The sequence below is a fragment of the Streptomyces globisporus C-1027 genome (assembly GCF_000261345.2).
Taxonomy (GTDB): Bacteria; Actinomycetota; Actinomycetes; order Streptomycetales; family Streptomycetaceae; genus Streptomyces; species Streptomyces pakalii.
Window position 1 is genome coordinate 3,104,467 of record NZ_CP013738.1, and the last position, 24,911, is coordinate 3,129,377.

Genomic DNA, 24,911 nt, shown 5'->3' on the forward strand with positions numbered 1-24,911 from the left:
CACGGATGGCGGACGGCCCCTTCGGGCGTCGTACGGAGCGCTCCTCGCGGAGCGGGTCACCGGAGGGTCAGGAGGCCTTGGCCTTCTCGCCCTCGGGCTTGGCGGCGGCCGGAGCCGGGGCCGGCTTGGCGGCCTCGTAGAACTCCTCGCGCGGCGTCTCCATGGCGCCGAGCGAGACGACCTCGCGCTTGAGGAACATCGCCAGCGTCCAGTCGGCGAAGATCCGGATCTTGCGGTTCCAGGTCGGCATGGCCATGCCGTGGTAGCCGCGGTGCATGTACCAGGCGAGACGGCCCTTGAGCTTGATCTTCACCTTGCCCATGACGATCATCGCGACGCCCTTGTGCAGGCCGAGACCGGCGACCGCACCCTTGTTGGCGTGGCTGTACTCCTTCTGCGGGAAGCCCCGCATGCCGGAGATCACGTTGTCGCCGAGGACCTTCGCCTGACGCAGCGCGTGCTGGGCGTTGGGCGGGCACCAGGCGTTCGGGTTGCCGGCGCGGCGGCCGACCATGTCCGGCACCTGGGCGTTGTCGCCCGCGGCCCAGATGTAGTCGGTGCCCTGCACCTGGAGCTTCTCCGAGGTGTCCACGTGGCCGCGGGGGCCGAGCGGCAGGCCGAAGCGGGCCAGCGCCGGGTTCGGCTTCACACCGGCGGTCCACACGATGGTGCTGGAGTCGACCTCCAGGCCGTTCTTCAGGACCACGTGGCCGTCGACGCAGGAGTCCATCGAGGTGGAGAGGTAGATCTCCACACCGCGGCTCTCCAGGTGCTCCTTGCCGTAGGTGCCCAGCTTCGGGCCGACCTCGGGAAGGATCTTGTCGGCGGCGTCGACGAGGATGAAGCGCATGTCCTCGCGCTTCACGCTGGTGTAGTACTTCGCCGCGTCGCGGGCCATGTCCTCGACCTCGCCGATGGTCTCCGCGCCGGCGAAGCCGCCGCCCACGAAGACGAACGTCAGCGCCTTGCGGCGGACGTCCTCGTCGGTCGTGGAGTCGGCCTTGTCCAGCTGCTCCAGGACGTGGTTGCGCAGGCCGATGGCCTCCTCGACGCCCTTCATGCCGATGCCCTGCTCGGCGAGGCCGGGGATCGGGAAGGTGCGGGAGACCGCGCCCATCGCGATGACCAGGTAGTCGAAGGGCAGCTCGTAGGCCTCGCCGACGAGCGGCGCGACCGTGGCGACCTTGCGGTCCTGGTCGATGGTCGTGACACGACCGGTGAGAACCTCAGCCTTGGGCAGCACGCGTCGCAGCGGGACGACGACATGCCGAGGCGAGATGCTGCCGGCGGCAGCTTCGGGGAGGAAGGGCTGGTACGTCATGTACGACCGCGGGTCGACGACCGTGACGGTCGCCTCTCCGTATCGCATCTTCTTCAGAATGCGACGAGCTGCGTACAGGCCTACGTACCCACCGCCTACAACGAGGATCCTGGGACGCTCCGTGGTGCTCATGCCATCGAGTATCCACCCCGCCCCAGGGGGGTGCTCGTGAGCCCCTTCACAAGGATTGACCGACCCTCTGCTACACTTCGCCGCCCGCGTGACCCAGGTCATGGGCACGAAAGGGAACCACGACACCGCGGGAAACGTTGTTCACCGCTTGTGAGCTGGACCTTGGCCCTTCGGGCGGGGTGAAGCACCCCCCTCTTTCACCCGGCCGTAACACCCCGGGAACGCGCCCGCGACGCTCCCCCAGAACCTCGGGAGTGCCCCACAGGGGCGTACGGGGCACGAACTGCGCCCGACAGAGGCCAATTCCTTGTGAAGAAGTTCACGAACTTTCTCGCCGCGTGTCCCGGAAGGGGTCCCCCGAGCGGCCCACCGAAGCCGGTGGGCGGCTCAAAGGTGCAGGTGACGAAGCGATTGAGCGGGGGCGGTCAGACGGCCGCACTCCACGCGATCCCGTCCAGGATGTCGTGTTCGCTCACGACGACCTCGTGGGCTCCCGTCCGCTCCATCACCGCGAGCAGGACGAGCGCCCCGGCGCCGATCACGTCGATCCGGCCCGGGTGCATCACGGGGATCGCGGCGCGCTCCTCGTGCTTCGAGCGCAGCAGGTGCTCGGTGATCGCGCGGACCTGGCCCCGGGAGACCCGGGAGTGGTGGATGGCACCGGAGTCGTACTCCGCCAGCTCCAGCGCGATCCCGGCGACCGTGGTGACGGTGCCCGCGAGGCCGACGAGCGTGCCCGCGCCGGTGAGCGGCACGGTCCTCTCGGCGACGTCGAGGGCGGCGTCGATGTCCGCACGGATCGCGGCGGCGCGCTCGTGGCTCGGCGGGTCCACGACGGCCCCGTCCACGACGAGGTGACGCTCCGTCATCCGTACGCAGCCGATGTCGACGGACCGGGCCGCCTCCACCTCGTCCGAGCCGAGGACGAACTCGGTGGAGCCGCCGCCGATGTCGACGACCAGATACGGCTTCGTCAGACGGTCGCTGCCGGCCAGCTCCTTGGTGGCCCCGTCGAAGGAGAGCTGGGCCTCCTGGTCGCCGGTGATCACCTCGGGCTCGACGCCCAGGATGTCCCGCACCCCGGCCACGAAGTCGGCGCTGTTCTCGGCGTCGCGGGAGGCGGAGGTGGCGACGAAGCGGACCCGTTCCGCGCCCAGCTCCTCGATCACGGCGGCGTACTCACGGCAGGCCGCGAACGTCCGCTCCAGCGCCTCGGGGGCGAGCCGGCCGGTCCGGTCGACGCCCTGGCCGAGGCGGACGATCGTCATCCGCCGGTCCAGCTCGGTGAAGGAGCCGGTGGCGGGGTCCACGTCGGCGACCAGCAGCCGGATGGAGTTGGTGCCGCAGTCGACGGCGGCGACCCGGGTCATGCGCCCTTCCCGTCGGCGGGGCCGTCGAGCGGGCGGAAGGCGAAGTGGCCCTCGTCGCTCTCGTCGACCGTCCAGCCGTCGCCCTCGCCCGTCGGCGCGCACGGCGCGACGCAGGGGCCCTTGGCCCACCACTCGGGCAGCATCGCGATGGCCTCGTCGCCCAGCGGGTTCACGCCGGGCCCGGCTGCCAGCGAGTGGCCCACCAGGACGTGCAGGCACTTCACCCGGTCCGGCATGCCGCCCGCGCTCGGGAAGCCCTCCAGGACCTCGATGGCGTCGCGGCGGGTGATGTAGTCCTCGTGGGCGGCCCGGTAGGCCTTCGCCAGCTCCGGGTCGGTCCCCAGACGGGCCGTCATCTCCTTCATGACCCCGTTGGCCTCCAGCGTGCCGATCGCCGAGGCCGCCCGGGGGCAGGTCAGGTAGTACGTCGTCGGGAACGGCGTGCCGTCCTCCAGACGGGGCTGGGTCTCCACCACGTCCGGGTTGCCGCACGGGCAGCGGTGCGCGATGGCGCGCAGACCGCGCGGCGGGCGGCCGAGCTGCTGCTCGAACGCGGCGATGTCCGCGTCGGTGGGCTGGGTGGACTCGGTCTGCGGAGGGGGCGTTTCCATGCCTGCCTTGGTTCTGCTCGAAGCTCGTAAAGGGGGGTCGCGGGTCGGTCAGCCGCGGTCGTCACGGTCGGCGCTGTCCACGCCGTCCCAGAGGTTGGAGTGCCAGGGACGGTCGCTCGCACCGGGCTCCGACCGACGGTCCTTCGCCGCGTCGGGGTCGGCCACGGTGTAGCCGGTCTCCCCGGGAAGGACGTAATGGAGGTGCTGGCGGGCCAGGCGCATGATGTACGCGTCGTCCTGGAGCCGCGCCTTCTCGTCCCGCAGCTCCTCGGTGCGCCGCTCGGCCTCCTGCGAGAGCCGTTCCTGCTCGGCGATCTCGTCGCGCTGGGAGACGTACTGCCGCATCGGGTAGGCGAGCGCCACCACCAGGGAGCAGACGACCAGCGCCAGGAACGCGGCCCGGCCGGTGAGCCGGGAGCGGCGGGCCTGGCGGCGGTTCTGCGACCGGTACACACGGGCCGCGGTCTGCTCGCCGAGCAGCCGCAGCCTGGTCGCGGTGGAGAACCGGTCACGGTCCTTGCCGGCCATGTCTCCCCGCCTCCCCGTCACATACGTCCGTCCCCGCACACGGTACGGGACCGGGTGCGGGGACGGGCGGAGGCCACCGACTTGGCGCTGCGGGTCAGCCCTTGAAGCGCGGGAAGGCGGAGCGGCCCGCGTACACCGCGGCGTCGTCGAGGATCTCCTCGATGCGCAGCAGCTGGTTGTACTTGGCGACGCGGTCCGAGCGGGCCGGGGCGCCGGTCTTGATCTGGCCGCAGTTCACGGCGACGGCGAGATCGGCGATGGTGACGTCCTCGGTCTCGCCGGAGCGGTGCGACATCATGCACTTGAAGCCGTTGCGCTGGGCCAGCTCGACGGCGTCCAGGGTCTCGGTCAGCGAACCGATCTGGTTGACCTTGACGAGCAGGGCGTTGGCGGAGCCCTCCTCGATGCCACGGGCCAGGCGCTCGGGGTTGGTGACGAAGAGGTCGTCGCCGACGATCTGCACCTTGGCGCCGATGCGGTCGGTGATGACCTTCCAGCCGGCCCAGTCGTCCTCGTACAGCGGGTCCTCGATGGAGACCAGCGGGTACGCGGAGACGAGCTCCTCGTAGTACTCGGTCATCTCGGCGGCCGAGCGGGACTTGCCCTCGAACTCGTAGACGCCGTCCTTGTAGAACTCGGACGCGGCGACGTCGAGCGCGAGCGCGATGTCGCGGCCCGGGACGTAACCCGCCTCCTTGATGGCCTCGACGATGAGGTCCAGGGCGGCGCGGTTGGACTCCAGGTTCGGGGCGAAGCCGCCCTCGTCGCCGAGTCCGGTGGACAGGCCCTTGGTCTTCAGGACCTTCTTCAGCGTGTGGTAGATCTCCGCGCCCCAGCGCAGGGCCTCGGAGAAGGACTCCGCGCCGATCGGGGCGATCATGAACTCCTGGATGTCCACGTTGGAGTCGGCGTGCGACCCGCCGTTCAGGATGTTCATCATCGGAACGGGCAGCAGGTGCGCGTTCGGGCCGCCGAGGTAGCGGAAGAGCGGCAGGTCGGACGCCTCGGAGGCGGCGTGCGCGACGGCCAGCGAGACGCCGAGGATGGCGTTCGCACCGAGCGAGGCCTTGTTCTCGGTGGCGTCCAGGTCGAACATCGCCTGGTCGATGAGGCGCTGCTCGGTGGCGTCGTACCCGACGAGCTCCGGGCCGATCTGCTCGATGACGGCGAGGACGGCCTTCTCGACGCCCTTGCCCTGGTAGCGGTTGGGGTCACCGTCGCGAAGCTCGATGGCCTCGAACGCACCGGTGGAGGCGCCGGACGGAACGGCAGCACGGCCCGTGCTGCCGTCGTCGAGGCCGACCTCGACCTCGACCGTGGGGTTGCCCCGGGAGTCGAGGATTTCCCTGGCTACGACGACGTCGATGGACGGCACGAGGCATCTCCTTCTGGGATCTGACACTGGTTGTGCAGGGTCACTGTGGCCTTGCGACCCGAGCCTATCCGGCCCGGCCGCGTCCGTCGGCCGCCCGCCCGCCTCCTGGGACGAAAAAGGACCCAAGGGCCTGCATATCGGGGCAGAACTCTAGAAATCTACTGAGCGGTAACAACAAGAGGTGAACGCATACGGGCCCCCGGACGCGCGCCGGCCACGAAGAACCCGGCCCGGCGCGCTGGGGGGAAGAGCGCGCCGGGCCGGGAAGCCGTGCGAGGGAGAGTGCCGCCGGACACCCTCCCCCCGGGGAGGAGAGACGGCGATTACTTCAGGTGGAGCTGCTGACCCGGGAAGATCAGGTTCGCGTCCTCGACGATGTCGTCGTTGAGCTTGAAGAGCTTGCTCCAGCCGCCCTTGACGTCTTCCTTCTGAGCGATCTTGCTCAGGGTGTCGCCGGCCTTGACCTTGTACTCGCCGTCGCCCTTCTTGACCTTGTCGCCGGTCGGGGTGGTGACGGTCTTCTTGCTCTCGGCCTTGGGGGCCTCGCGCTGCTCGCTGCGCGTGGTGGGCCGCTCGGCCTCACGCTCGGGCTGCGCCTGCTCGGGCTTGCTCTCGGCCTGGCCGGAGCCGCCGGGGTTCACGCCCGGGTCCACACCGTCGTTGGTGAGGCCGCCGGCACCGGCGCAGGCCCAGGCGCCCGGGCCCTGCAGGTCGAGAAGCTTCTCGGCGGTGGCGATCTGCTGGTCCTTGGAGGCCAGATCGGCGCGCGAGGCGTACTGCGTACCGCCGGCGGCGGCCCAGCTGGACTGCGAGAACTGCAGTCCGCCGTAGTAGCCGTTGCCGGTGTTGATGGACCAGTTGCCGCCGGACTCGCACTGGGCGACGGCGTCCCAGGTCTCGACGGAGGCGGCGGAAGCGTTGGTCGCGCCCATCAGCGGGACGGCGACGGCGGCACCGGTGACACCCGCGAGGGTGGCGATACGGGCGGCCTTGGACGGGCGGCGGTGCTTGCCCTTGCTGTTCAGCAGCATGGAACGAATCTCCTCACCGACGCCTACGAGGTGAGCTGTCGGGTTCGGGCTGATGAGTTGCCCGGCCGTGCGACCTTGCGCACGGCTTCACCCCTAGCCGGTCCCGTACACCCCCTGGAGGGGCTGTGCGGACCCGGCGGCTTACCTGGGTCCCCCGCTCCTGCCTACGGCGCTTACGCGTCTGTTCCCTTCGACCGACGGCAGGATTCGGCGTGACGGTCGACGGGGCCCGCGGTGCGAGCGGCTTAGACCGTAAACACAGGCAACCCCGACATTCAAAGATGGACATAGGGGGCAATCAGCCCGAACTCGCGGCGGCCCGTGGGCCGTTTCCGCAGGTCGGGGGCGATGTGTACGAATGGGCCGGAAGGGGTGCGCGAGTTGAAGCAAAGAGACCCATGTCTCACTTACGCAAAGTGGACATAGGTCTCTTAACTGCCTCTATTTTCGGGGCATTTTCCCGAATTGGTTCAGTTGGCGGCAGGCGCCTCGGCGGACTCCTCGGCAGGCTCTTCGGCACCTTCGGGCGCGGCCTGGTCCAGGCCCAGATCCAGGTTCTGGCCGGGCAGGATCAGGTCCGGGTCTGAGCCCAGGAGGTCCTTGTTGGCCTCGTAGAGACCGGTCCAGCCGTCGGGGAGTTCCTGGGCGTCGGCGATGGCCCAGAGGTTGTCGCCAGGCTGCACCGTGTACGCGCCGCCGGTCGCCGCGCCGCCGTCCCGGGCGTCGCCGTCGCGCGAGGCGTGCCGGCCGGATCCGCGCGGGCCGTCCTCCTGGCCCGCTCCGGCCTCCTCGGGCGCGGGGGTGCCGCGGTGCTTGCCGCCCTTGCCCTTCGAGGGGTCGGTGGCGTCGGGGGCCTCGGAGGAGGGCGGAGTGGAGGGCGTCACCGAGGAGTCGGGGGTTTCGCCGCCCTTCTCCGCGTCAGCGCTGTCACCCTTGTCCGCCGGGTCACCCTTCTCACCCTTGCCGCTCTCGTCACCCTTGCCGGACTCATCGGCTTCACCGGACTTGCCGGATTCATCCGCTTCGTCGGGTGCGTCTGCTTCGTCGGTCGGGGTGGTCGTCGGGTCGGGTGCGGGCGAGGTGCCCGGGTCGACGCCCGGCAGGCTGCCGTCCACCGCGAGACCCGAGATCACCGCACAGCTCGGCCACGCCTTGGGGCCCTGGTCGTCCAGGACCTTCTCGGCGACGGAGATCTGCTGCGACCGGCTGGCGAGGTCGGCGCGGGACGCGAACTCCGTACCGCCGTAGGCCGACCAGGTCTCCTGCGACAACTGGAGCCCGCCGTAGTAGCCGTTGCCGAGGTCGGCGCTCCACATTCCGCCGCTCTCGCACTCCGCGACCCGGTCCCAGGTGGTGGCCTCGGCAGCGGTCGCGCCGCTCGCCCCGAGCAGCGGGATGGCGATGGCCGATCCCGTCACCCCTGCGGCGACGACGATGGCGGGTGCCTGGCGAGGGCGGCGGTGTCTGCCGTTCGCGGAGCCCATGGGTATGCCTTCCGTGCGACTGACAAGCGAGTGACCTGAGCGCCGCGCAGCGGAATTCCGTGCTTGCGTCGGCGCACAAGTGACGCGTGAGCAAGGTGCGACCGACGCGTCGAACCGTGAACCTAGCGGGACTCGAACGTGTGTCACAAGTCGATGCAGCGCAGATCACGTGAAAGTCACAGAGTTGACAGCCTGTCACTTTCTTCGGAACGGATTCCCGGTTCGAACGCGACCGGAAGGGTGCGCAGTCCGCGCATGATGAGCCCGCCGCGCCAGCGCAAATCGGTCGCTTCCTCGGCAAGTCGCAGGTCAGGAAGGCGCTTCAGGAGCGTGGCCAGCGCGGTCTGCCCTTCGAGCCGGGCCAGCGGCGCCCCCAGGCAGTAGTGGATGCCGTGCCCGTAACCGAGGTGCTGATTGTCACTCCGCGCAAGGTCCAGAACGTCCGGATCCGTGAACCGCTCCGGATCCCGGTCGGCGGCCGCGAGCACGACCAGGACAGGGTCCCCGGCGGCGATCTCCTCGCCGCCCAGGGTCAGCGGCTCGGTGGCATACCGCCAGGTCGCCATCTCGACCGGCCCGTCGAACCGGAGGAGTTCCTCGATCCCGGTGGCCAGCAGGCCGCTCTCCCCCGCGTGCAGAGAGGCTTGCAGCGCGGCCCGCTGCTCGGGGTGGCGCAGCAGGGCGTAGGTGCCGTTCCCGATCAGGTTCACGGTCGTCTCGAAGCCGGCGAAGAGGAGGATGAACGCCATCGCGGCCGCCTCGTTCTCCGTGAGGTGCTCGCCGTGGTCGCTGGCCCGGATCAGCCCGGAGATCAGGTCGTCGCCGGGATTCTCCCTTTTACGGTGGATGAGTTCGGCGAGATAGCCGCGCATCTTCTTCACCGACCGGGCGACCCCGCCGCGCGGCCCGCCCCCGTGCCGGATCATCATGCCCGCCCAGTCCCGGAAGTCGTCCTGGTCCTCGCGGGGGACGCCGAGCAGGTCGCAGATGGCGTAGATGGGGAGGGGGAAGGCGAAGTCATGGATCAGATCAGCCTTCCCCTCCTCGATGAAGCCGTCGATGAGCTGGTCCGTCAGCTCCTGCACGCGGGGCGCGAACTCCGCGACCCGGCGCGGGGTGAACGCCTTGGACACGAGCCGGCGCAGCCGGGTGTGGTCCGGCGGGTCGATATTGAGCAGATGCGTCATCAGCTCCGCCTTGCGCTCCCCCGGGATCCCCGTCTTCCCCTTGGCGTGCGGCGACTCGGCGTGGTTGGCGGGGTTCTTGGAGAGCCTCGCGTCGGCGAGCGCCTGCCGGGCATCCCCGTACCGGGTCACGAGCCAGGCCTCGACCCCGCTGGGCAGCGCGGTGCGGTGCACGGGGCGGTGCTCGCGGAGCCAGGCGTAGGCGGGGTAGGGGTCGGTGGCGAACTCCCAGGTGAAGAGTTCGGGGGCGGGGGCCGCCCCCTCGGGGGTGGTGGCGCTGTGGGGGCAGGCCGGGGTGTCGTTCACGCGCCCTCCGCCGCCAGGATCGCGTCCCGGTACGCCCGGGCCGCCGCGCGCAGCGCGGCCTCCGGGTCGGTGCCGTTCGCCTCGGCCTGTACGGCGAGGGCGAGGAGGTCGTAGCCGATGGAGTCGCCGGTGGGGTCTCCCGTGGGCAGGGGGACGTCGAGGGCGGCTGCGCGGACCCGGCTGCCGAGTTTCGCGGCGAGGGCCAGGCCGGGCTGGCCGAGGGGGACGCCTTCGGTGACCGAGGTGCGCTGCTTCTCGATCGCCTTGGTGCGCAGCCAGTGCGCGTGGACGTCCTCGGGGGTCTCGGCGGTCTCGTCGCCGAAGACGTGCGGGTGGCGGTGGATCAGCTTCTCGACGAGGCCGCCCGCGACGTCGTCGATGGCAAAGGGCTCCTCGGGGTCCTCCTCGGCGATGCGCGCGTGGAAGACGACCTGGAGCAGGACGTCGCCCAGCTCCTCGCGGAGTTCGTCCCGGTCGCCGTCCTCGATCGCCTCGACCAGTTCGTACGCCTCCTCGATGGCGTACTTGGCGAGGCCCCGGTGCGTCTTCTGCGAGGTCCAGGGGCAGGCGCGGCGGATCCGGTCCATGACCTGGACCAGGTCGAGGAGGCGGGCGCCGGGGAGGTCGTAGGAGCCGGGGAGCAGTTCCAGGTCCGGCATGGCGACCCGGCCCGAGCCGCCCAGGCGGGCCAGGCCGTCGGTGAGGGGGGCGTTGCCCTCGCCGCCGGTCAGGACGACGACCGTCCGGCCGCCCGCGCAGTCCGCGACCAGTTCGTCCGCGGAGGGCGTGACGTGTTCGACGCGTACGCCCGCCTCGCGGAGGTAGGGCAGCTGCGGCTGGTCCGGGTCAGCGGTGAGGACCCGGTCGGCGGCGTGCAGGGTCTGCCAGGCCGGCCAGGACAGCAGGCCGGGGGCGACCCGGTGGCTGGCGGTGAGCAGGACGATGCGGCCGGGGTCGGCGGGGGTCTCGACGGAGGTGTCGGGGGCTTCGGCGTTCACCCTGCGAACCTACCCCCGGCTCCGCGAGCGGCCGACGGGCCGCCCTGCGCAGCCCGGGCCGGTCAGGCCTCCGTCGGCTGCTCGGGGGTGAACTCGGTGCGCTGGGTGATCCAGGGCGCGCTGTAGTTGCCGAGCTGCATCTTCTGGTCGTCCCAGGTGCCGAAGCGCGGGTTGACGTCGATGTCGAGGGCCTTCGACGCCTTGGTGAGGGCCTCGCCGACGACCTGCTGGCCGGCGGGCGTGCCCAGGTCCGCGCCGAGTGCCCGGGCCAGCTTCGGCAGCTGGACCTCCTGGCGCATGTCGGCGTCGATCTGGTCCGGGGCCACCCAGCGCTGCTGGAGCATCATCGCCTCGAACTGCTCCTCGCCGCCCTGCTGGGCGCGGCTGGCCTGCCGCATCTCCTGGATCTCCTTGCGGGAGACCGTGACCCCCGCGTCCTCGGCGGCGCGGTCGAGGATCCGGCCGAAGATCAGCCCGTGCAGCTTGGCGCGGTTGAGCTGGCCCGACTTGTTCACCAGCTGGGCGGCCTGCGGGGAGCTCTCCTGGGCGGTGCGGACCTCCGCGGCCCGCTCCTGGACCGCCGACACCTCGATCCGCTCGCCGCCCACGACGGCCGCGGCACCGGGGTGGGCCTGGTTGCCGCAGGCAGACAGGAGCGGCGCGGCGACGAGCGTTGCGGCGAGGACGGAGAGCGCGGTGCGACGACGGCGGTGCAAAGGAGCCTCCCGGGGAGAGTTTGTGCATCGGTGCACAAAGCCTTGCGGTGATCGATGTTAGGCAGTGGATGTGGCCTGTGCCACTGATTCGACCAACGATTCGGGAGGAGTTGGGGATGTGGTCCGCGAAGGGCGGTGCTCCGGGGGCCGCTGTCAGCCGCCGCGGACGTCCCGCTGGTGGCTGAGGAGGCGGCGCAGGTCCAGGGGCAGCGGGTGGTGCGGCCCGTAGGTGCGCTCGGCGTCGTACAGCAGCGCCTGGAGCTGGGCCCGGCCCGCGGTGTGGTCGCCGACCGCCAGGAGCAGCTGTCCGATGCGGTGCCGGATGTCGAGGGCGCGGCCGGGGTCGGAGGTGATCGGCCCGTAGGCGTTCTCGTAGTACGGGAGGACCGCGCGGTACTCGACCAGCGCTGCCCCGGCCTCGCCGAGCTGTTCCAGGCACTGGGCCGCGTCGTAACGGAACTGGAGGGCCTGGCTGTCGGCCGGGCCCGCCTCGGCGGTGCGGTCCTCGGCGAGACGGCGCAGTTCGGGCAGGGCGCGGCGGTACTGCCCGTCGTCCATGAGCGTCGCGGCGTACTGCTTGCGCAGGATGCGGACGACCGGTGAGTGCTCGCCGTGCTCGGCCGCGGCGGCCGGGAGGGTGGCGCCGAGGACGTCCACGGCCTGGGTGATCCGGCCCTCGCCGAGCAGCTTCTTCACCTCGTCCACGGCCCGCGCGACGTCCAGCCGGCCGGGCGGCGGGGTGGTGGGGCGGGCGGGGGTGGCCTGGGCCGGGGAGGGGAAGGCGGCCGGGGGCCGGGTGAAGGACGGCGGGCCGCCGAGGGTGGGCCGCGTCGCGGCCAGGACCGGCGGCGGCGCGGCGAAGGTGGCGGGGGCGGGCACGGGGGCCGGGGTGGCGGCCCGGTCCGGCCAGGGGGCGTGCGGCCGCAGGAACGGGCGGGTCGGGTCGAGCGGCCCGGCGGGTGTCCCGTGCTTCGGCAGCAGCGGGGCCAGTTCCTCGTACACCTCCTGGGCGGAGGCGGGCCTGTCCTGCGGGTCCTTGGCGAGCAGCCGCAGGACGAGGGCCTCCAGCGCGACGGGCACCTCGGGGCGCTTCTGCCGGACCGGGACCGGGGCCTCGTAGAGGTGGCGGTGCAGGACGCCCAGCGCGGTGGAGCCGGCGAACGGCACGTCACCGCTGAGGAGTTCGTGCAGGAGGACCCCGAGGGCGTACAGGTCGGTGTACGGGCCGACCGCGCCGCCCATCGCCTGCTCGGGGGCCATGTAGGCCGGGGACCCGATGGGCGAACCGGTGTGGGTGAGGCGGGTGGTGTCGGTGTCGAGGACGGAGGCGACGCCGAGGTCGAGGACGGTGACGGTGCCGTCGGGGCGGACCATCACGTTCCGGGGCTTGAGGTCGCGGTGGACGATCGGCACGGCGTGCACCGCGCAGAGGACCGCGCAGAGCTGGGCGGCGACCGCGACGGCCCACGGCCAGGGGTAGGGGTCCTGCTCGGCCAGATGGTCGGCGAGGTCGGCGCCCTCGACGTACTGCATGACGAGGTAGAGGTCGTCGCCGTCGCTGCCCGCGTCGTGGACGGTGACCAGGCCCGGGTGGTCGACCTGGGCGGTGACCCGGCACTCGCGGACGAACCGGCGGCGCAGTTCGTCGGCCGCGTCGCTGCCGGTGGGCCCGGCGACCCGGTCGGGGCGCAGCAGCTTCACGGCGACGCGGCGGTCCAGGCGCCGGTCGTACGCCGTCCACACCTGGCCCATGCCGCCCTGGCCGAGGATGGCCGCCAGCTCGTAGCGGTCGGCGATGGTCCGCCCGCTCACCGGCCCTCGCCGTCCCTGCTGTCCCTGTTCTCCTTGCGGAGGTAGTCGCTCAGCTCGTCCAGCTCGGCGCGGACCTGGTCGAGGCGCTGGGGCGCGGGCGTGGGGGTGGGCGGGGTGGTCGGCGCGGTGTACGGGTTGGGCTGCTGGTGCTGCTGGTGCTGGTGCTGCTGGTGCTGCTGAGGTTGGGGCTGCTGGTGCTGTTGGTGCGGAGCGACGTGCTGTTGCTGGTACGGGAGCGGGGGCGCCGGGTGCCCGGGCGTGCCGTACGGGGCCGGGGCGCCGAGGGTGTTGTAGTGCCGTATCTCCGCGTACAGGTAGTACGTGATCACCCCGGCCAGCAGACCGAGGATCCAGAGCATCATGAACAGCGCGGCCGCGTCCGACATCTGGTCGGGGTCGTCCGGGGTGGCCATGATGAAGGCGAACAGCCCGATGTTGAGGGCGATCACGACCACCAGCAGGAACCAGTCGCGCGGCCTGCGGGTGACGATCGCGAGCCGCAGCATCGGCGCCCAGCCCAGCAGGCCGCAGCTCAGCACGGTCAGCGCCACGAGGATCACGCGCACCGTCGTGAGCGTCGCCGGGGACGGCCGCGATGTCGTCGGCTGCTGCGGCATGGGGCCGTAGCCGTGCATGTGCTGCTCCTGGGAGGCGTATGTCGGACGTGTGGGGTGAGCGTATACACCTCCCCCGACCGGCTGTCCCCGGTTGCCCCCAAGGTTGTCCGCACCGTTGTGTACGGCGGTCGTCCCCGGCCGGCCGCCGCGGCCGGGGGGCCCGGCGCGGTCACCTCATCCGGGCGTGACGGTGCCGTCCGTCAGGCCGTCGCACATCCCCTGGACCAGCCGGGCGGCGGTGGACGAGTAACTGTTCACGAGGGGGTTCCGCGGCCGAAGTCGACCTCGGCCGCGGGCAGGACGCGCACCCGGCGCCCCGGGAAACGGAGGTTCCGGTAGATCTCGTTGTGGTGCGCGACGGACACCTCCGGTGCGGCGTACCGGCCGGAGGCGGCGGGCCGGACGGACGTGGTGTGCCCGTCCGCGGCGAGCACCACGTCGTACCCCCGGCTCAACGCCTGCCGGGCCGTGGATTCGACGCAGATCTCGGTGGCGAACCCGGTGCCGACGACCTCGGTCACCCCTCGGGCGCGCAGGACGGCGTCCAGCTCCGTGCCGAGGAAGCTGTCGGGGGCGGCCTTGGGTACGACGGTGTCCCCGGCGACGGGGGCCAGTTCGGGCACGATCCGCCACCCGTCGGTCCCCGGTTCCAGCTCCTCGTCCTGCTGCTGCGCGAACACCACCGGGGCCCCGGCCGCCCTGGCCCGCGCCTGGAGACCGGCGACGGCCGCGACGGTGGCGGACGCGCGGTGCGCGATCGCGACGAGGGTGTTCTGCATGTCGATGACGAGGAGGGCGGGGGCGGGCGGCGTCCCGGAAGCGGGGTCCACCGTCACAGCCGGTGCCGTACCCATACGTTGGGCTCGACGTACACCGCGTACCCGTGGGCGAGCGCGCAGTGAACCGGGACGAGCGCCCCCGGCACCTCCACCGGACCGTCCGTGTCGAACGGAAGACCGGTCCATTCCCGCCACTGCGCGAGCGAACCGCTCACCGTCATCGACACGGTGGCAACCGAGTCGACCGTCCCGCCCGCCCGGGCGTGGACCCGCAGCCAGGGGTCCTCGGGCAGCCCGTCATCGGCCCGGGTCAGCCGGGCGTACTGCTCCATCGGCAGGCCGGACTGAAGGTGCTTGCCACTCGGCCGCACCGGGGCGACGACCTCCCGGAAGCCGTGCCGCCGCGCGTTGTCCCGCATCGCGGCGAGCATCCGGCCCGATATGCCCTTGCCCTGGTGGCCGGTGGCCACCGTGATCTCGATCGCGCCGACCGTGTCGGGCCTGCGCCCGCGCCGCAGGTCGGCGAAGGCCCACAGCAGCATCCGGTCCCAGCCGCCGACGGGCAGTTCACCGCGACCGGGCGCGTCCAGCACGAAGGGCACGCTGTAGGCGCGGGCGACCACGGCACCCTCGGAGTCGGTGGCGACCAGCACGTACTGGGGGAACTCGACGGCGATCCGGGCGAAGTTGGCCCAGCCGACGATGTCCTCCAGCACGAACTCCGGCCAGGTGTCCGGCATTTCGTCCAGGGCACCGGCGAGCTCGGGACGCTCGGCGAGGGTGGTGATGTTCAGCTCCATACGCGCGACCTTAGGCAGCCGGCACCGCTCCGACCAGCGAATATCGGCGTGGGCCGCCGCGCTCCGGAGGCGGCGGACGGCCCCGGCTACCCTCTCGCCGCATGACGAGAACACCACCACCGGTCTCCCCCGTACGTATCCGCCCCTGCCTGGCCGCGGACCTCGACGTGCTGGAGCGGCACATGCCCTCGCCCGGCCGGACCCGGCGGCACGCGGCCCGGTTCGAACGTCAGGAGCAGGGGCTCACCGCCTTCCTGACCGCCTGGGCCGACGACGTACCCGTGGGAACGGCGCAGATCCTGTGGCAGGGCTGCGCGGCCCCGGAAGTACAGGCCCGCTTCCCCGGCTGCCCCGAGCTGAACGGGCTCGGGATCTGGCCACCGGAGCTGCGGTCCCGGGGCATCGGCACGGCGTTGATCCGGGCGGTGGAGGAGCGGGTCCGGGCCGCCGGCCACCCCCTGATCGGCCTGGGGGTGGACGACGACAACCACGGGGCGGCCGCGCTCTACCTGCGGATCGGCTACCGGGAGACCGGCTGCCGCTACCTGGACCGGTACGCGTATCTCGACGACGACGGCGTCCGGCACGAGGTCGCGGACCCGGCCCGCTTCCTGGTCAAGGAGCTGGCCGGACGCGCTTCCGGGCCGACGTGATCCGGCCGGAACCGTGAGGTGTGCATGCCGCGTCCCCACCCGTGACTTTCCACCCCGCGCGCCACCCGGGCGTCACCCGTCGAGGCCCCGTCGAGGAGCAGAACCATGACCCAGCCCGGCAGTACGCCGAACCGCCCCCGGAGAGGCGCCGGATGCCTGCAGAGCCTGCTGGTGCTCGCGGTGATCCTCGGCCTGGGCTACGGCGCGTCCAAGATCTTCGGTGACGAGTCGCCGAAGTCGAAGGGGTCGTCCTCGTCGTCCTCCTCGTCCGCCTCGGACGGCAAGGGCGGATCGTGGGCGATCGGTGACTGCGGGGGCCCGGACCCGGAGAACAAGCCGGACGGCTACCGCGCCTTCGACTGCGACGAGGCGGGCGCGACCTTCAAGGCCCTGAAGATCGAGGACGCGAGCTTCCTGCCCAACGCGATCCAGTGCCCGGCCGGAACGGACCTGATCATCCAGGTCTCCCGGGTCTTCGGCTCCGGCGACGACAAGAAGGGCGGCGGCATCCCGACCAACACCGTCTGCGGCCGGAACCTGACGGGCGACCACCCCGGCGACGCGGGCGCCGGCGGCGGCCAGCTCGTCGAGGGCGACTGCATCTCGGTGACGGCCAAGGAGATCGCCTGCGCCTCGGCCGGGGCGAACGACTTCAAGGTCCTCGGCCTCGTCAAGGAGAAGGCGGAGTGCCCGGCGGCGACCACGGAGCCGATGGAGCTGATGATGGCGATGGGCCGTCCGTACGACGTCATCTGCGGCGGCAAGGTCTGATCGGGCGCTTCCGGGGCCCGCTCAGCCGCCGCACTGGGTGAGCATGGCCCGCTTGTCGGCCGTCGTGACCGGGAGTTCGTATTTCAGCGAGACCTGGGCGAACCGCACCGCGTAGGAGCAGCGGACCGGCTTGTACGGCGGCAGCCAGGAGGCGGGGCCGGAGTCACGCTTGGCGTTGTTGGCGGGGCCGTCCACCGGGATCAGGTTGAGCGGGTCGTTGGCGATCTGCTCGCGCTTGGACTCGTTCCAGCGGGCGGCGCCCATCTGCCAGTTGTAGGACAGCGGCATCACATGGTCGATCTGCACCTTGGTCGCCTGCTGTTTGCGCCAGTCGATGGTCTCGCCGGTGTAGGGGTCCTGGAGCGTCATCGCCATGACGACGCAGTCGGAGCCCGCCTTGTGCTCGATGCCCTTGCCGTCGCGGGCGAGCAGGTCGTTGCGGGTGTCGCAGCCGTTGCGGGCGAGCGGGATGCCGTCGACGCCGTCCTTCCAGGCGTAGCCGAACTTGTCCCGCTCGTAGCCGGTCTTCGGGCCGCGCCCCTTGGTGGCCACCTTCTCGATGAGCTGCCGGGCGGCGGCCCGGTCGGTGTCGCTGGTGAGGGGCGCCAGGCCCGGCTTCGTACCGTCCGGGTTGTCGAGCGGGCTGGCGCCGAAGCCCTCGGCGGACTGCGCGCCGCCGTTGGTCCCGCCGCTCGTGCCACCGCCGTCGGCGGAGAGCTCGTCGGGGTCGCAGCCCGCCAGGGCGAGCACGACGAGGGCGCCGACGGCGGGCAGGGCCGCTGCTCGGTGCGTACGGCGGCGGTGCGTACGGGGAGCTGTCACGGGGAGCCGTCCTGAAGGTGAGGGGAGCGGGCGCTGAGGATCCTATGGGCGCCTTCCCCGTCGGAGTGGCTTCCATGACTGCAAGGCCTCTGGAACACGTCGACTGCAAGGTCTCCGGAACACGTCTCCTGCAAGGCCTCTAGAACACGTCGCCCAGGGTCTCCAGGAGACGGGCGATGTTCGCCTCGTCGCGGCGGTAGTAGGTCCACTTGCCCCGCCGCGTGGCGACCACCAGCCCCGCCTGCCGCAGTGTCGCCAGGTACTGCGAGGTGGTCGACTGTCCGAGCCCCGCACGCTGCTGGATGTCGCTCACGCAGACGCCGATCTCGACGTCGGCGGGCTCCTGCCCCGGGAAGCTCATCGGGTCCTTGAGCCACACCAGCATCTGGCGGCGGGCCGGGTTGGACAGGGCCCGGAACACCGCCAGCAACTCCGTCTCCGAGAACACCAGGCGATCGTAACCCAATCACATATTGGCAATTCGCGATATGACGATATACTGTTGCGGCATGTCGACTTCGATGCGTGTGATGGAACTCGTCCACTTCGGCGACGCGGACACCACGTTCGCCGCCCGGGAGCTGCCGAGGCCCGCTCCGGGCCCCGGCCAGGTGCTGGTGCGTGTGCAGGCCACGTCCGTGAACCCTCTCGACCTGCAGACCCGGCGTGGCGACTACCGCGACGAGGTGGCTCTGCCGGCGGTGATCGGCAACGACGTGTCTGGCGTAGTCGTCGGGGCCGGCCCCGGGGCGGACGACTTCCGGCCGGGCGACGAGGTCTGGTATCTGGCGCCGGTGTTCGCCGGGCAGGGGACGTACGCCGAGTTCCACGTGGTCGACCAGGCCCTGGTCGCCCGCAAGCCCGAGGGGCTGTCGCACGTCGAGGCCGCCGGTCTCGCGCTCGTGGGCGTGACGGCGTGGGAGGCGCTGGTGGAACGAGCCGGGGTGCAGGCCGGGGAACGGGTCCTGGTGCACGGCGGAGCGGGTGGGGTCGGCTCGGCCGCCATCCAGGTCGCCCACGCGCTGGGCGCGGAGGTGGTGACCACCGCGCGGGCGAAGGACCACGAGTTCGTCACCGGTCTGGGAGCCGACACCGTGATCGACTTCTCGGCCGGTGACTATGTTCCGCGGGTCCGTGAGCTGGGTGGGGTGAACGTCGTGCTGGACACGGTGGGCAGGGACACCCTCACCCGCAGCCCGGAGGTCCTCGCCGACCGGGGCCGCGTGGTGTCCATCGTGGACACCCCCGAGCCACAGAACCTGCTCGCCGCGTGGGGGGTGAACGCGACCTACCACTTCCTCTTCGTCAGCCCCGGCCGGGCGAAGCTCGACGCCCTCAGCCGGCTGATCGACCGGGGCGAACTCCGGCCGGACATCGGTGCGGTGCTCCCGCTGGCCGACATCGCGGAGGCGCACACGCTGCTGGAGGGCGGTTCCGCCGGCGAGGGCCGCCGACGCCCCCGCGGCAAGATCGCCATCGCCGTCGGGCCCGAGCTCGGATGAGCCACGCCCGAGCCCCCCTCCCCCGGCCTCGGGGGGCTCGCCCTTTACGGGACGCGGGTCACACCTTCCCGATGCCGAGGGTGTTCTCGGACGGCAGCAGCCCCGAACCGACGGCCTCCAGCCACGGCTCCCCCAGCAGCTCCACCAGCCGCTCGCGCCCCGGCGCCCCCAACGCCCGCCAGGGCGCGGCGGCCTCCTCGTCGGTGCGCAGCTCCACCTTCGCGCGGAGCTCGCGTCCCGCGTCCGTGGCCGCGCCGTCCGCCGCCAGCAACCCGCGCTCCTGGAGCCGCAGCCGGGCAGCGCCCCACTCCTCCGCGCCCCACCCCCGGCTCGCGAACACCTCGGCGGGGGCCGCGCCGACCGCCGCGAAGGAGACCAGCGACTCGACCGGGTCGAGGCCGGCTCCGGTCAGGGCGGCGATGTGCCCGTCGCCCCGGTGTTCACGCAGGACGGTCGCCGCCTGCCAGAGCGTCAAGTGCGGGGCGTCGGGCCAGGGCAGGGCGGAATTGGCCACTCCGAGGCCACCGGGGACCCCTGGGGCCGCCGCCTCCGCCGCACGGCGGGCCAGGGCGGCGGCCTCGGCGAATCCCGCCCCCTCCACCCGGTCGCCGAACAGCGCCCGGTAGGTCCGGTCGACCGCCCGCAGCCGGGCCGCGAGCACGGCGTCCGGGTCGGCGACCGCCCAGCCGGCCGGGACATGGCGGTTCACCACCCTCGGGGCGAAGCTGTGGAACGTCCGCACCACCTCGTCCGCGCCCGCCGCCCCCAGCGGAGCCGCCCGCCAGGCGAAGTAGCTCGCCCAGCGCTCCTCGGTGTCGTACCCCAGCGCGGCGGCCTCCTCGAAGGCCGCGGGGGCGTAGTACAGGACGGCGTGCAGGGGCTCCATGAGGTGCCACATCTGCCGCACGCGCGCCGGTTCTCCGGTCATGATCTCCGCCTCTCCCGGACTCCCCGGACGGGAATCACACATCTAGCCAATGCCTAGATCTAACCTCCAGCATGGTCCGCACCGCCGGAACTTGTCAATGCCTAGATGCCGGGTAGGGTGCTGCCCATGACCAGCGAACGTGAGCGCACCTACCACCACGGCGATCTGCGGCGCGCCATCCTGACCGCCGCCCTCGACGTCATCGCGACCGAGGGCCCCGCCGCCCTGAGCCTGCGCGACCTGGCCCGCCGGGCCGGCGTCTCGCACGCCGCGCCCGCGCACCACTTCAAGGACCGCACGGGCCTGCTGACCGCCGTGGCCGCCGAGGGGTACGCCCTGTTCGCCGACGCGCTGGCCGGGGCGCCGGATCTACGGGAGCGGGGCGTGGCGTACGTACGGTTCGCGGCGACGCACCCCGCGCACTTCCAGGTGATGTTCCAGCCGGACCTGCACCGCGCCGACGACCCGGACCTGCTGGCCGCCCGCGCCCGGGCGACCGAGGCGTTGCGCTCCGGCGTGGCGGGCCTCCCCCCGGCCGGCCGGGGGGAGGACGACCGGCTCACAGGGGTGGCCGCGTGGTCGCTGGCCCACGGCTTCGCGACGCTGCTGCTCACCGGCAACCTGGCGGACGCGATGGAGGGCCGGGACCCGGAGGAGGCGTTCCGGTCGCTCACCGCGTTGGTCTTCGCGCCGGAGGACGATCGCGGCCGCTGACAGGCACGGCCCAGGCTGCCCCGCTGGCGTTTCCTGAGCGAGGAACGAGCTTCCGCGGCCTAGGCGTCCGCGAACCAGGAACGGCCCTCGGCCCAGCGGGCCACCCATCCCGCGAAACCGGGCGTGCCCGGCATCACGAGCGTGCCCGGCCGGGTGCCGAACGGTATCGCGCCGAACTCATCGATCAGCCAGACGTGACCGCGTTGCGGGCCCGTGGTGATCAGGTGCCAGTACATGCCGCAACCGTCCGTACCCAGCAGCAGGGAGCCGTGGTCGTACACCGCTTCCACCCGGGTGTCGAACTCCTCGTCCGACAGCTCCTCCCCGCCCGCGTCCTCTTCCTCTCCCCCTTCCCACTGCCATGTCTCCGTGAGCGGAAAAGGCTGGGCGAGCAGGCGCTCGGCGCGGCCATCACCCCAGTCCGAGGGCGCTTGCGCCAGGGGCAGCAGACCGTAGTCGGGCGGTCCCGCGCGCAGTCCGTCGCTGATCTCCGCCACGCAGGTGCGGTACGGCTCCGGGAGCACGATGCCGTGTTGCGCCTCGAACGACCGCACCGCCTCCCAACCGGCCGGCGGTGCCGCATCGGCGTGGGACGCGAAGATCTCGCGGAGGGCGGCCGCCTCCGACGGGGCGCAGGTTTCCGTGTTCATGCCGGTCATCATCCAGGACAGGGGAGAGGCGGCGTCCCGTACCTGCGGCCGGGGCACATCGGGCCCCGCCGGGTGAGCAAACCCGGCGGGGCCCGGTCGTTCGCGAGCCCTGGGGAGCTTAGGCCCCCGGGGCTCGGCCGTTCGCAGAGCTCCTGGGACCTACGACCCCAGGATCGTCGTCAGGAACTCCCCCGTCCACGCCAGCAGTTCGCGGCCGATGACCGGCTTGCCGCCGATCTTGCCCGTCGTCGGGCGCGGGACCAGGATCTGGTGGGCGGCCGGCTTGATGACCGTCTTGGGGTGCAGGCGCTTCAGGCGCAGTTCCTGGGACTCGCGCAGTTCCACCGGGGCGAAGCGGATGTTGGAGCCCTGGAGGACGACCTCGCCGACTCCGCAGGCGCGGGCCAGCATGCGCAGGCCCGCCACCAGGAGGAGGTTCTCGACCGGTTCGGGCAACGGGCCGTAGCGGTCGGTGAGTTCCTCGCGGACCGCGCGGATGTCGTCCTCCGAGGAGGCCGAGGCGATCGCGCGGTACGCCTGGAGGCGCAGGCGCTCGCCGGGGGCGTAGTCGTGCGGGACGTGCGCGTCGACCGGGAGCTCGATCTTGACCTCCAGCGGGGGCTCCTCCTGCTCGCCGCCCTCCATCTGGGCCCGGTAGTCGGCGACGGCCTCGCCGACCATGCGGACGTACAGGTCGAAGCCGACGCCCGCGATGTGGCCGGACTGCTCGCCGCCGAGCAGGTTGCCCGCGCCGCGGATCTCCAGGTCCTTCATCGCCACGTACATGCCCGCGCCCATCTCCGTGTGCTGGGCGATCGTGGCCAGGCGCTCGTGGGCCGTCTCGGTCAGGGGCTTCTCGGGCGGGTAGAGGAAGTAGGCGTAGCCACGGTCGCGGCCCCGGCCCACCCGGCCGCGCAGCTGGTGGAGTTGGGAGAGGCCGAAGTTGTCGCCGCGCTCCACGATCAGGGTGTTGGCGTTGGAGATGTCGATGCCGGACTCGACGATCGTCGTGGAGACCAGGACGTCGAACTTCTTCTCCCAGAAATCCACCACCACCTGTTCCAGGGCCTGTTCGGACATCTGGCCGTGTGCTGTCGCGATGCGCGCCTCGGGGACGATCTCGCGGAGGCGGGCGGCCGCCCGGTCGATGGACTCGACCCGGTTGTGGATGTAGAAGACCTGCCCCTCGCGCAGCAGTTCACGGCGGATCGCCGCGCCGATCTGCTTCTCCTCGTACGGGCCGACGAAGGTGAGGACCGGGTGGCGCTCCTCCGGCGGGGTGGTGATCGTGGACATCTCGCGGATGCCGGTGACCGCCATTTCGAGCGTACGGGGAATGGGCGTCGCGGACATCGTGAGGACGTCGACGTTGGCGCGGAGCTTCTTCAGCTGCTCCTTGTGCTCGACGCCGAACCGCTGCTCCTCGTCCACGATGACCAGGCCGAGGTCCTTGAACTTCGTCTCGGAGGAGAACAGGCGGTGCGTGCCGATGACCAGGTCGACCGCGCCGTCCTTCAGGCCTTCCAGGGTTGCCTTGGATTCTGATTCCGACTGGAAGCGGCTCAGGGCGCGGACGTTGACCGGGAATTGGGAGTACCGCTCGGTGAACGTGCCGTAGTGCTGCTGGACGAGGAGCGTCGTGGGGACCAGGACCGCCACCTGCTTGCCGTCCTGGACCGCCTTGAACGCCGCCCGGACCGCGATCTCCGTCTTGCCGTAGCCGACGTCGCCGCAGATCAGCCGGTCCATCGGGACCGTCTTCTCCATGTCCTCCTTGACCTCGGCGATCGTGGAGAGCTGGTCGGGCGTCTCCGCGTACGGGAAGGCGTCCTCCAGCTCCCGCTGCCACGGGGTGTCCGCGCCGAAGGCGTGGCCGGGGGCCGCCATGCGCGCGCTGTACAGCTTGATCAGGTCGGCGGCGATCTCCTTGACCGCCTTCTTCGCCCGCTGCTTCGTCTTCGTCCAGTCCGCGCCGCCGAGCCGGTGCAGCGTCGGGGCCTCGCCGCCGACGTACTTGGTGACCTGCTCCAGCTGGTCGGTCGGGATGTAGAGGCGGTCGCCGGGCTGGCCCCGCTTGGCCGGGGCGTACTCGACGAGCAGATACTCGCGGGTCGCGCCCTGGACCGTGCGCTGCACCATCTCCACGTACCGGCCGACACCGTGCTGCTCGTGGACGATGTAGTCGCCGACCTCCAGCGTCAGCGGGTCGATCGTCTTCCTGCGGCGGGCCGGCATCCGGCCCAGGTCCTTGGTGGCCGTGCGCTGGCCGGTCAGGTCGGTCTCGGTGAGCACCGCCAGCTTCAGCGCCGGGTCGACGAAGCCCTGCTCGATCGCCCCGCAGGAGACGTGGACCAGGGACGGGGTGATCTCCGTCAGGTCCGCGTCGAGGCGGGCCGGGATGCCCTCGCCGCTCAGCACCTCGACCGTACGGGAGGCGAGCCCCTGGCCCTCCGTGACGTACACCGTGCGCCAGCCGTCGGCCAGCCAGCCCTTGGTGTCGGCGAGCGCCCGGGCGGTGTCGCCCCGGTACGCCTCGGGGGCGTGCATGGAGAGCTGGAGGGTGTCGTCGTCGTGGTCGGCGGCGTCGGCCGCGAACGGCGAGACCGTCCACCACATCATGCCCAGCTCGCGGGCCCGGTCCCGGACGTCCGCGATGCCCCACAGGGAGGCCGCGCCCACGTCGATCGGGGCCTCGCCGCCGCCCGCGCTCGCCGCCCACGACGCCTGGAGGAACTCCTGGCTGGTGGCGACCAGGTCGGCCGCCCGCGTCCGCACCCGCTCCGGGTCGCAGACGATCGTCATCGCGTCCTTCGGCAGGACGTCGAGCAGCAGCTCCATGTCGTCGACGAGGACCGGGGCCAGCGACTCCATGCCCTCGACCGCGATGCCCTCCGCGATCTTGCCGAGCAGTTCGCCCAGCTCCGGGTGGGCCTCGGCGAGCGCGGCGGCCCGCTCGCGGACCTGGTCGGTCAGCAGCAGCTCGCGGCAGGGCGGGGCCCACAGCCCGTGCGCGGCGACCTCCAGCGACCGCTGGTCGGCGATCTTGAAGTAGCGGATCTCCTCGACCTCGTCGCCCCAGAACTCCACCCGGAGGGGGTGCTCCTCGGTCGGCGGGAAGACGTCCAGGATCCCGCCGCGTACGGCGAACTCACCGCGCTTCTCGACCAGTTCCACCCGGGAGTACGCGGCGGCCGCCAGCGCGTCCACCACCTCCCCCAGGTCCGCGCTCTGTCCGCCCGAAAGGCTCACCGGCTCCAGGTCGCCGAGCCCCTTGACCTGCGGCTGGAGCACGGAGCGGATCGGGGCGACGACGACCGAGACCGGGCCGGTCTCCGGGTCGTCCGCGCGGGGGTGCGCCAGGCGGCGCAGCACGGCGAGGCGGCGGCCCACGGTGTCCGAGCGGGGCGAGAGCCGCTCGTGCGGCAGGGTCTCCCACGAGGGGTACTCCGCGACCCTGTCCGGCGGCAGCAGCGTGCGCAGGGCCGCGGCCAGGTCCTCGGCCTCGCGGCCCGTGGCGGTGACGGCCAGCACGGTCCGGCCGGTCTGCCGGGCCAGCGCGGCCAGGGCGAACGGGCGCGCGCCGGGCGGGCCGACCAGGTCGACATGGGCCCGGTGCCCGTCCCCGGCGGCCTTCACCGCCTCGGCGAGCGCCGGGTCCGTAACGACGACATCCAGCAGACCGTGCAGGCTCATGAAGTTTCCGTCCGGGATCAGATCAGCGGTGGCTCGGTCGTTGCCGGCTGCCGGCCGGGCAACGCGAAGGACCCGACACGTGGGACGCGCCGGGGGTTCCAGGTTACGACCCGG

Annotated in this window: 23 protein-coding genes and 1 riboswitch; of the genes, 4 read left to right on the forward strand and 19 right to left on the reverse strand. The window is 71.9% G+C overall.

The genetic code is table 11. From position 1 onward, the window contains the following. Window positions 1–67: 67 nt before the first annotated feature. From WQO_RS13310 to WQO_RS13375, 14 genes are all read right to left on the reverse strand, one after another. Window positions 68–1,453 carry an NAD(P)/FAD-dependent oxidoreductase gene (locus WQO_RS13310; RefSeq protein WP_010059843.1) on the reverse strand — a complete coding sequence of 462 codons (1,386 nt, stop codon included), beginning with the start codon at window positions 1,451–1,453 and terminating at the stop codon, window positions 68–70. 425 nt (window positions 1,454–1,878) lie between these two features. Then, complete coding sequence (locus WQO_RS13315; RefSeq protein ID WP_010059842.1) at window positions 1,879–2,823, reverse strand: Ppx/GppA phosphatase family protein; 945 nt, start codon at window positions 2,821–2,823, stop codon at window positions 1,879–1,881. Beyond that, on the reverse strand, window positions 2,820–3,434 hold the full coding sequence (locus WQO_RS13320) for a DUF501 domain-containing protein (protein ID WP_010059841.1): 615 nt from the start codon (window positions 3,432–3,434) through the stop codon (window positions 2,820–2,822). Before WQO_RS13320 ends, WQO_RS13315 begins: the two co-directional genes overlap by 4 nt. Before the next feature lie 48 nt (window positions 3,435–3,482). Beyond that, on the reverse strand, window positions 3,483–3,962 hold the full coding sequence (locus WQO_RS13325) for an FtsB family cell division protein (protein WP_010059840.1): 480 nt from the start codon (window positions 3,960–3,962) through the stop codon (window positions 3,483–3,485). A gap of 94 nt (window positions 3,963–4,056) precedes the next feature. Then, window positions 4,057–5,337, reverse strand: coding sequence for a phosphopyruvate hydratase (eno, locus tag WQO_RS13330; protein ID WP_003968663.1), 1,281 nt, complete (start codon window positions 5,335–5,337; stop codon window positions 4,057–4,059). Between the two features lie 323 nt (window positions 5,338–5,660). Next, complete coding sequence (locus WQO_RS13335) at window positions 5,661–6,368, reverse strand: transglycosylase family protein (protein ID WP_010059836.1); 708 nt, start codon at window positions 6,366–6,368, stop codon at window positions 5,661–5,663. 5 nt (window positions 6,369–6,373) lie between these two features. Next, window positions 6,374–6,550, reverse strand: a riboswitch (cyclic di-AMP (ydaO/yuaA leader). Window positions 6,551–6,838: 288 nt separating this feature from the next. Beyond that, a complete protein-coding gene (locus tag WQO_RS13340; RefSeq protein ID WP_010059834.1) occupies window positions 6,839–7,852 on the reverse strand; it encodes a transglycosylase family protein in 1,014 nt (337 codons plus the stop codon). A 176-nt stretch (window positions 7,853–8,028) separates the two neighbouring features. Further along, window positions 8,029–9,342 (reverse strand): cytochrome P450 family protein, encoded by a 1,314-nt coding sequence (locus WQO_RS13345; RefSeq protein ID WP_010059832.1) that lies wholly within the window; start codon window positions 9,340–9,342, stop codon window positions 8,029–8,031. Then, a complete protein-coding gene (locus tag WQO_RS13350) occupies window positions 9,339–10,340 on the reverse strand; it encodes a nucleoside triphosphate pyrophosphohydrolase (RefSeq protein WP_010059829.1) in 1,002 nt (333 codons plus the stop codon). The genes WQO_RS13345 and WQO_RS13350 overlap by 4 nt, the downstream gene beginning before the upstream one ends. A gap of 62 nt (window positions 10,341–10,402) precedes the next feature. Beyond that, window positions 10,403–11,056 carry a SurA N-terminal domain-containing protein gene (locus tag WQO_RS13355; RefSeq protein ID WP_010059828.1) on the reverse strand — a complete coding sequence of 218 codons (654 nt, stop codon included), beginning with the start codon at window positions 11,054–11,056 and terminating at the stop codon, window positions 10,403–10,405. 153 nt (window positions 11,057–11,209) lie between these two features. Next, window positions 11,210–12,808 carry a serine/threonine-protein kinase gene (locus WQO_RS13360; RefSeq protein WP_237274211.1) on the reverse strand — a complete coding sequence of 533 codons (1,599 nt, stop codon included), beginning with the start codon at window positions 12,806–12,808 and terminating at the stop codon, window positions 11,210–11,212. A gap of 56 nt (window positions 12,809–12,864) precedes the next feature. Continuing rightward, on the reverse strand, window positions 12,865–13,503 hold the full coding sequence (locus WQO_RS13365) for a hypothetical protein (RefSeq protein ID WP_010059826.1): 639 nt from the start codon (window positions 13,501–13,503) through the stop codon (window positions 12,865–12,867). A gap of 236 nt (window positions 13,504–13,739) precedes the next feature. Then, a complete protein-coding gene (locus WQO_RS13370) occupies window positions 13,740–14,321 on the reverse strand; it encodes a cysteine hydrolase family protein (RefSeq protein ID WP_010059825.1) in 582 nt (193 codons plus the stop codon). Continuing rightward, the gene (locus WQO_RS13375; protein WP_010059824.1) at window positions 14,318–15,064 is read right to left on the reverse strand and encodes a GNAT family N-acetyltransferase; all 747 of its coding nucleotides are present in this window, start codon (window positions 15,062–15,064) and stop codon (window positions 14,318–14,320) included. Before WQO_RS13375 ends, WQO_RS13370 begins: the two co-directional genes overlap by 4 nt. 101 nt (window positions 15,065–15,165) lie before the next feature. Here WQO_RS13375 and WQO_RS13380 point away from each other — a divergent pair, with 101 nt between their 5' ends. After that, the gene (locus tag WQO_RS13380; protein ID WP_058953978.1) at window positions 15,166–15,717 is read left to right on the forward strand and encodes a GNAT family N-acetyltransferase; all 552 of its coding nucleotides are present in this window, start codon (window positions 15,166–15,168) and stop codon (window positions 15,715–15,717) included. A 105-nt stretch (window positions 15,718–15,822) separates the two neighbouring features. Next, window positions 15,823–16,488: a hypothetical protein gene (locus WQO_RS13385; RefSeq protein ID WP_010059819.1), complete on the forward strand. Its 666-nt coding sequence runs from the start codon at window positions 15,823–15,825 to the stop codon at window positions 16,486–16,488. A 21-nt stretch (window positions 16,489–16,509) separates the two neighbouring features. Here the strand turns inward: WQO_RS13385 and WQO_RS13390 are convergent, their stop codons facing one another. Then, window positions 16,510–17,310 carry an HNH endonuclease family protein gene (locus WQO_RS13390; protein WP_010059817.1) on the reverse strand — a complete coding sequence of 267 codons (801 nt, stop codon included), beginning with the start codon at window positions 17,308–17,310 and terminating at the stop codon, window positions 16,510–16,512. Between the two features lie 139 nt (window positions 17,311–17,449). Then, window positions 17,450–17,758 (reverse strand): ArsR/SmtB family transcription factor, encoded by a 309-nt coding sequence (locus tag WQO_RS13395; RefSeq protein ID WP_010059815.1) that lies wholly within the window; start codon window positions 17,756–17,758, stop codon window positions 17,450–17,452. Between the two features lie 61 nt (window positions 17,759–17,819). Here WQO_RS13395 and WQO_RS13400 point away from each other — a divergent pair, with 61 nt between their 5' ends. Then, window positions 17,820–18,812: a zinc-binding dehydrogenase gene (locus WQO_RS13400; RefSeq protein ID WP_029182213.1), complete on the forward strand. Its 993-nt coding sequence runs from the start codon at window positions 17,820–17,822 to the stop codon at window positions 18,810–18,812. 58 nt (window positions 18,813–18,870) lie between these two features. Here WQO_RS13400 and WQO_RS13405 read toward each other — a convergent pair whose 3' ends face one another. Continuing rightward, window positions 18,871–19,740 (reverse strand): SCO6745 family protein, encoded by an 870-nt coding sequence (locus tag WQO_RS13405; protein WP_010059812.1) that lies wholly within the window; start codon window positions 19,738–19,740, stop codon window positions 18,871–18,873. A 126-nt stretch (window positions 19,741–19,866) separates the two neighbouring features. Between WQO_RS13405 and WQO_RS13410 the strand changes: the two genes are divergently transcribed. Continuing rightward, a complete protein-coding gene (locus WQO_RS13410; RefSeq protein ID WP_010059810.1) occupies window positions 19,867–20,454 on the forward strand; it encodes a TetR/AcrR family transcriptional regulator in 588 nt (195 codons plus the stop codon). 59 nt (window positions 20,455–20,513) lie between these two features. Here the strand turns inward: WQO_RS13410 and WQO_RS13415 are convergent, their stop codons facing one another. Next, a complete protein-coding gene (locus tag WQO_RS13415) occupies window positions 20,514–21,116 on the reverse strand; it encodes an SMI1/KNR4 family protein (protein ID WP_029182212.1) in 603 nt (200 codons plus the stop codon). Window positions 21,117–21,263: 147 nt separating this feature from the next. Beyond that, entirely contained in the window at window positions 21,264–24,797 is a 3,534-nt protein-coding gene (mfd, locus tag WQO_RS13420; protein ID WP_010059807.1) for a transcription-repair coupling factor, read from the reverse strand. Between the last annotated feature and the right edge of the window lie 114 nt (window positions 24,798–24,911).

Coding starts and splice junctions, on each gene's coding strand:
- WQO_RS13310 (WP_010059843.1), bottom strand. CDS start 1,453: ATGAGCACCACGGAGCGTCCCAGGATCCTCGTTGTAGGCGGTGGGTAC.
- WQO_RS13315 (WP_010059842.1), bottom strand. CDS start 2,823: ATGACCCGGGTCGCCGCCGTCGACTGCGGCACCAACTCCATCCGGCTG.
- WQO_RS13320 (WP_010059841.1), bottom strand. CDS start 3,434: ATGGAAACGCCCCCTCCGCAGACCGAGTCCACCCAGCCCACCGACGCG.
- WQO_RS13325 (WP_010059840.1), bottom strand. CDS start 3,962: ATGGCCGGCAAGGACCGTGACCGGTTCTCCACCGCGACCAGGCTGCGG.
- WQO_RS13335 (WP_010059836.1), bottom strand. CDS start 6,368: ATGCTGCTGAACAGCAAGGGCAAGCACCGCCGCCCGTCCAAGGCCGCC.
- WQO_RS13340 (WP_010059834.1), bottom strand. CDS start 7,852: ATGGGCTCCGCGAACGGCAGACACCGCCGCCCTCGCCAGGCACCCGCC.
- WQO_RS13360 (WP_237274211.1), bottom strand. CDS start 12,808: ATGGGCCAGGTGTGGACGGCGTACGACCGGCGCCTGGACCGCCGCGTC.
- WQO_RS13365 (WP_010059826.1), bottom strand. CDS start 13,503: ATGCACGGCTACGGCCCCATGCCGCAGCAGCCGACGACATCGCGGCCG.
- WQO_RS13375 (WP_010059824.1), bottom strand. CDS start 15,064: ATGGAGCTGAACATCACCACCCTCGCCGAGCGTCCCGAGCTCGCCGGT.
- WQO_RS13380 (WP_058953978.1), top strand. CDS start 15,166: ATGACGAGAACACCACCACCGGTCTCCCCCGTACGTATCCGCCCCTGC.
- WQO_RS13385 (WP_010059819.1), top strand. CDS start 15,823: ATGACCCAGCCCGGCAGTACGCCGAACCGCCCCCGGAGAGGCGCCGGA.
- WQO_RS13400 (WP_029182213.1), top strand. CDS start 17,820: ATGTCGACTTCGATGCGTGTGATGGAACTCGTCCACTTCGGCGACGCG.
- WQO_RS13405 (WP_010059812.1), bottom strand. CDS start 19,740: ATGACCGGAGAACCGGCGCGCGTGCGGCAGATGTGGCACCTCATGGAG.
- WQO_RS13410 (WP_010059810.1), top strand. CDS start 19,867: ATGACCAGCGAACGTGAGCGCACCTACCACCACGGCGATCTGCGGCGC.
- WQO_RS13415 (WP_029182212.1), bottom strand. CDS start 21,116: ATGATGACCGGCATGAACACGGAAACCTGCGCCCCGTCGGAGGCGGCC.
- mfd (WP_010059807.1), bottom strand. CDS start 24,797: ATGAGCCTGCACGGTCTGCTGGATGTCGTCGTTACGGACCCGGCGCTC.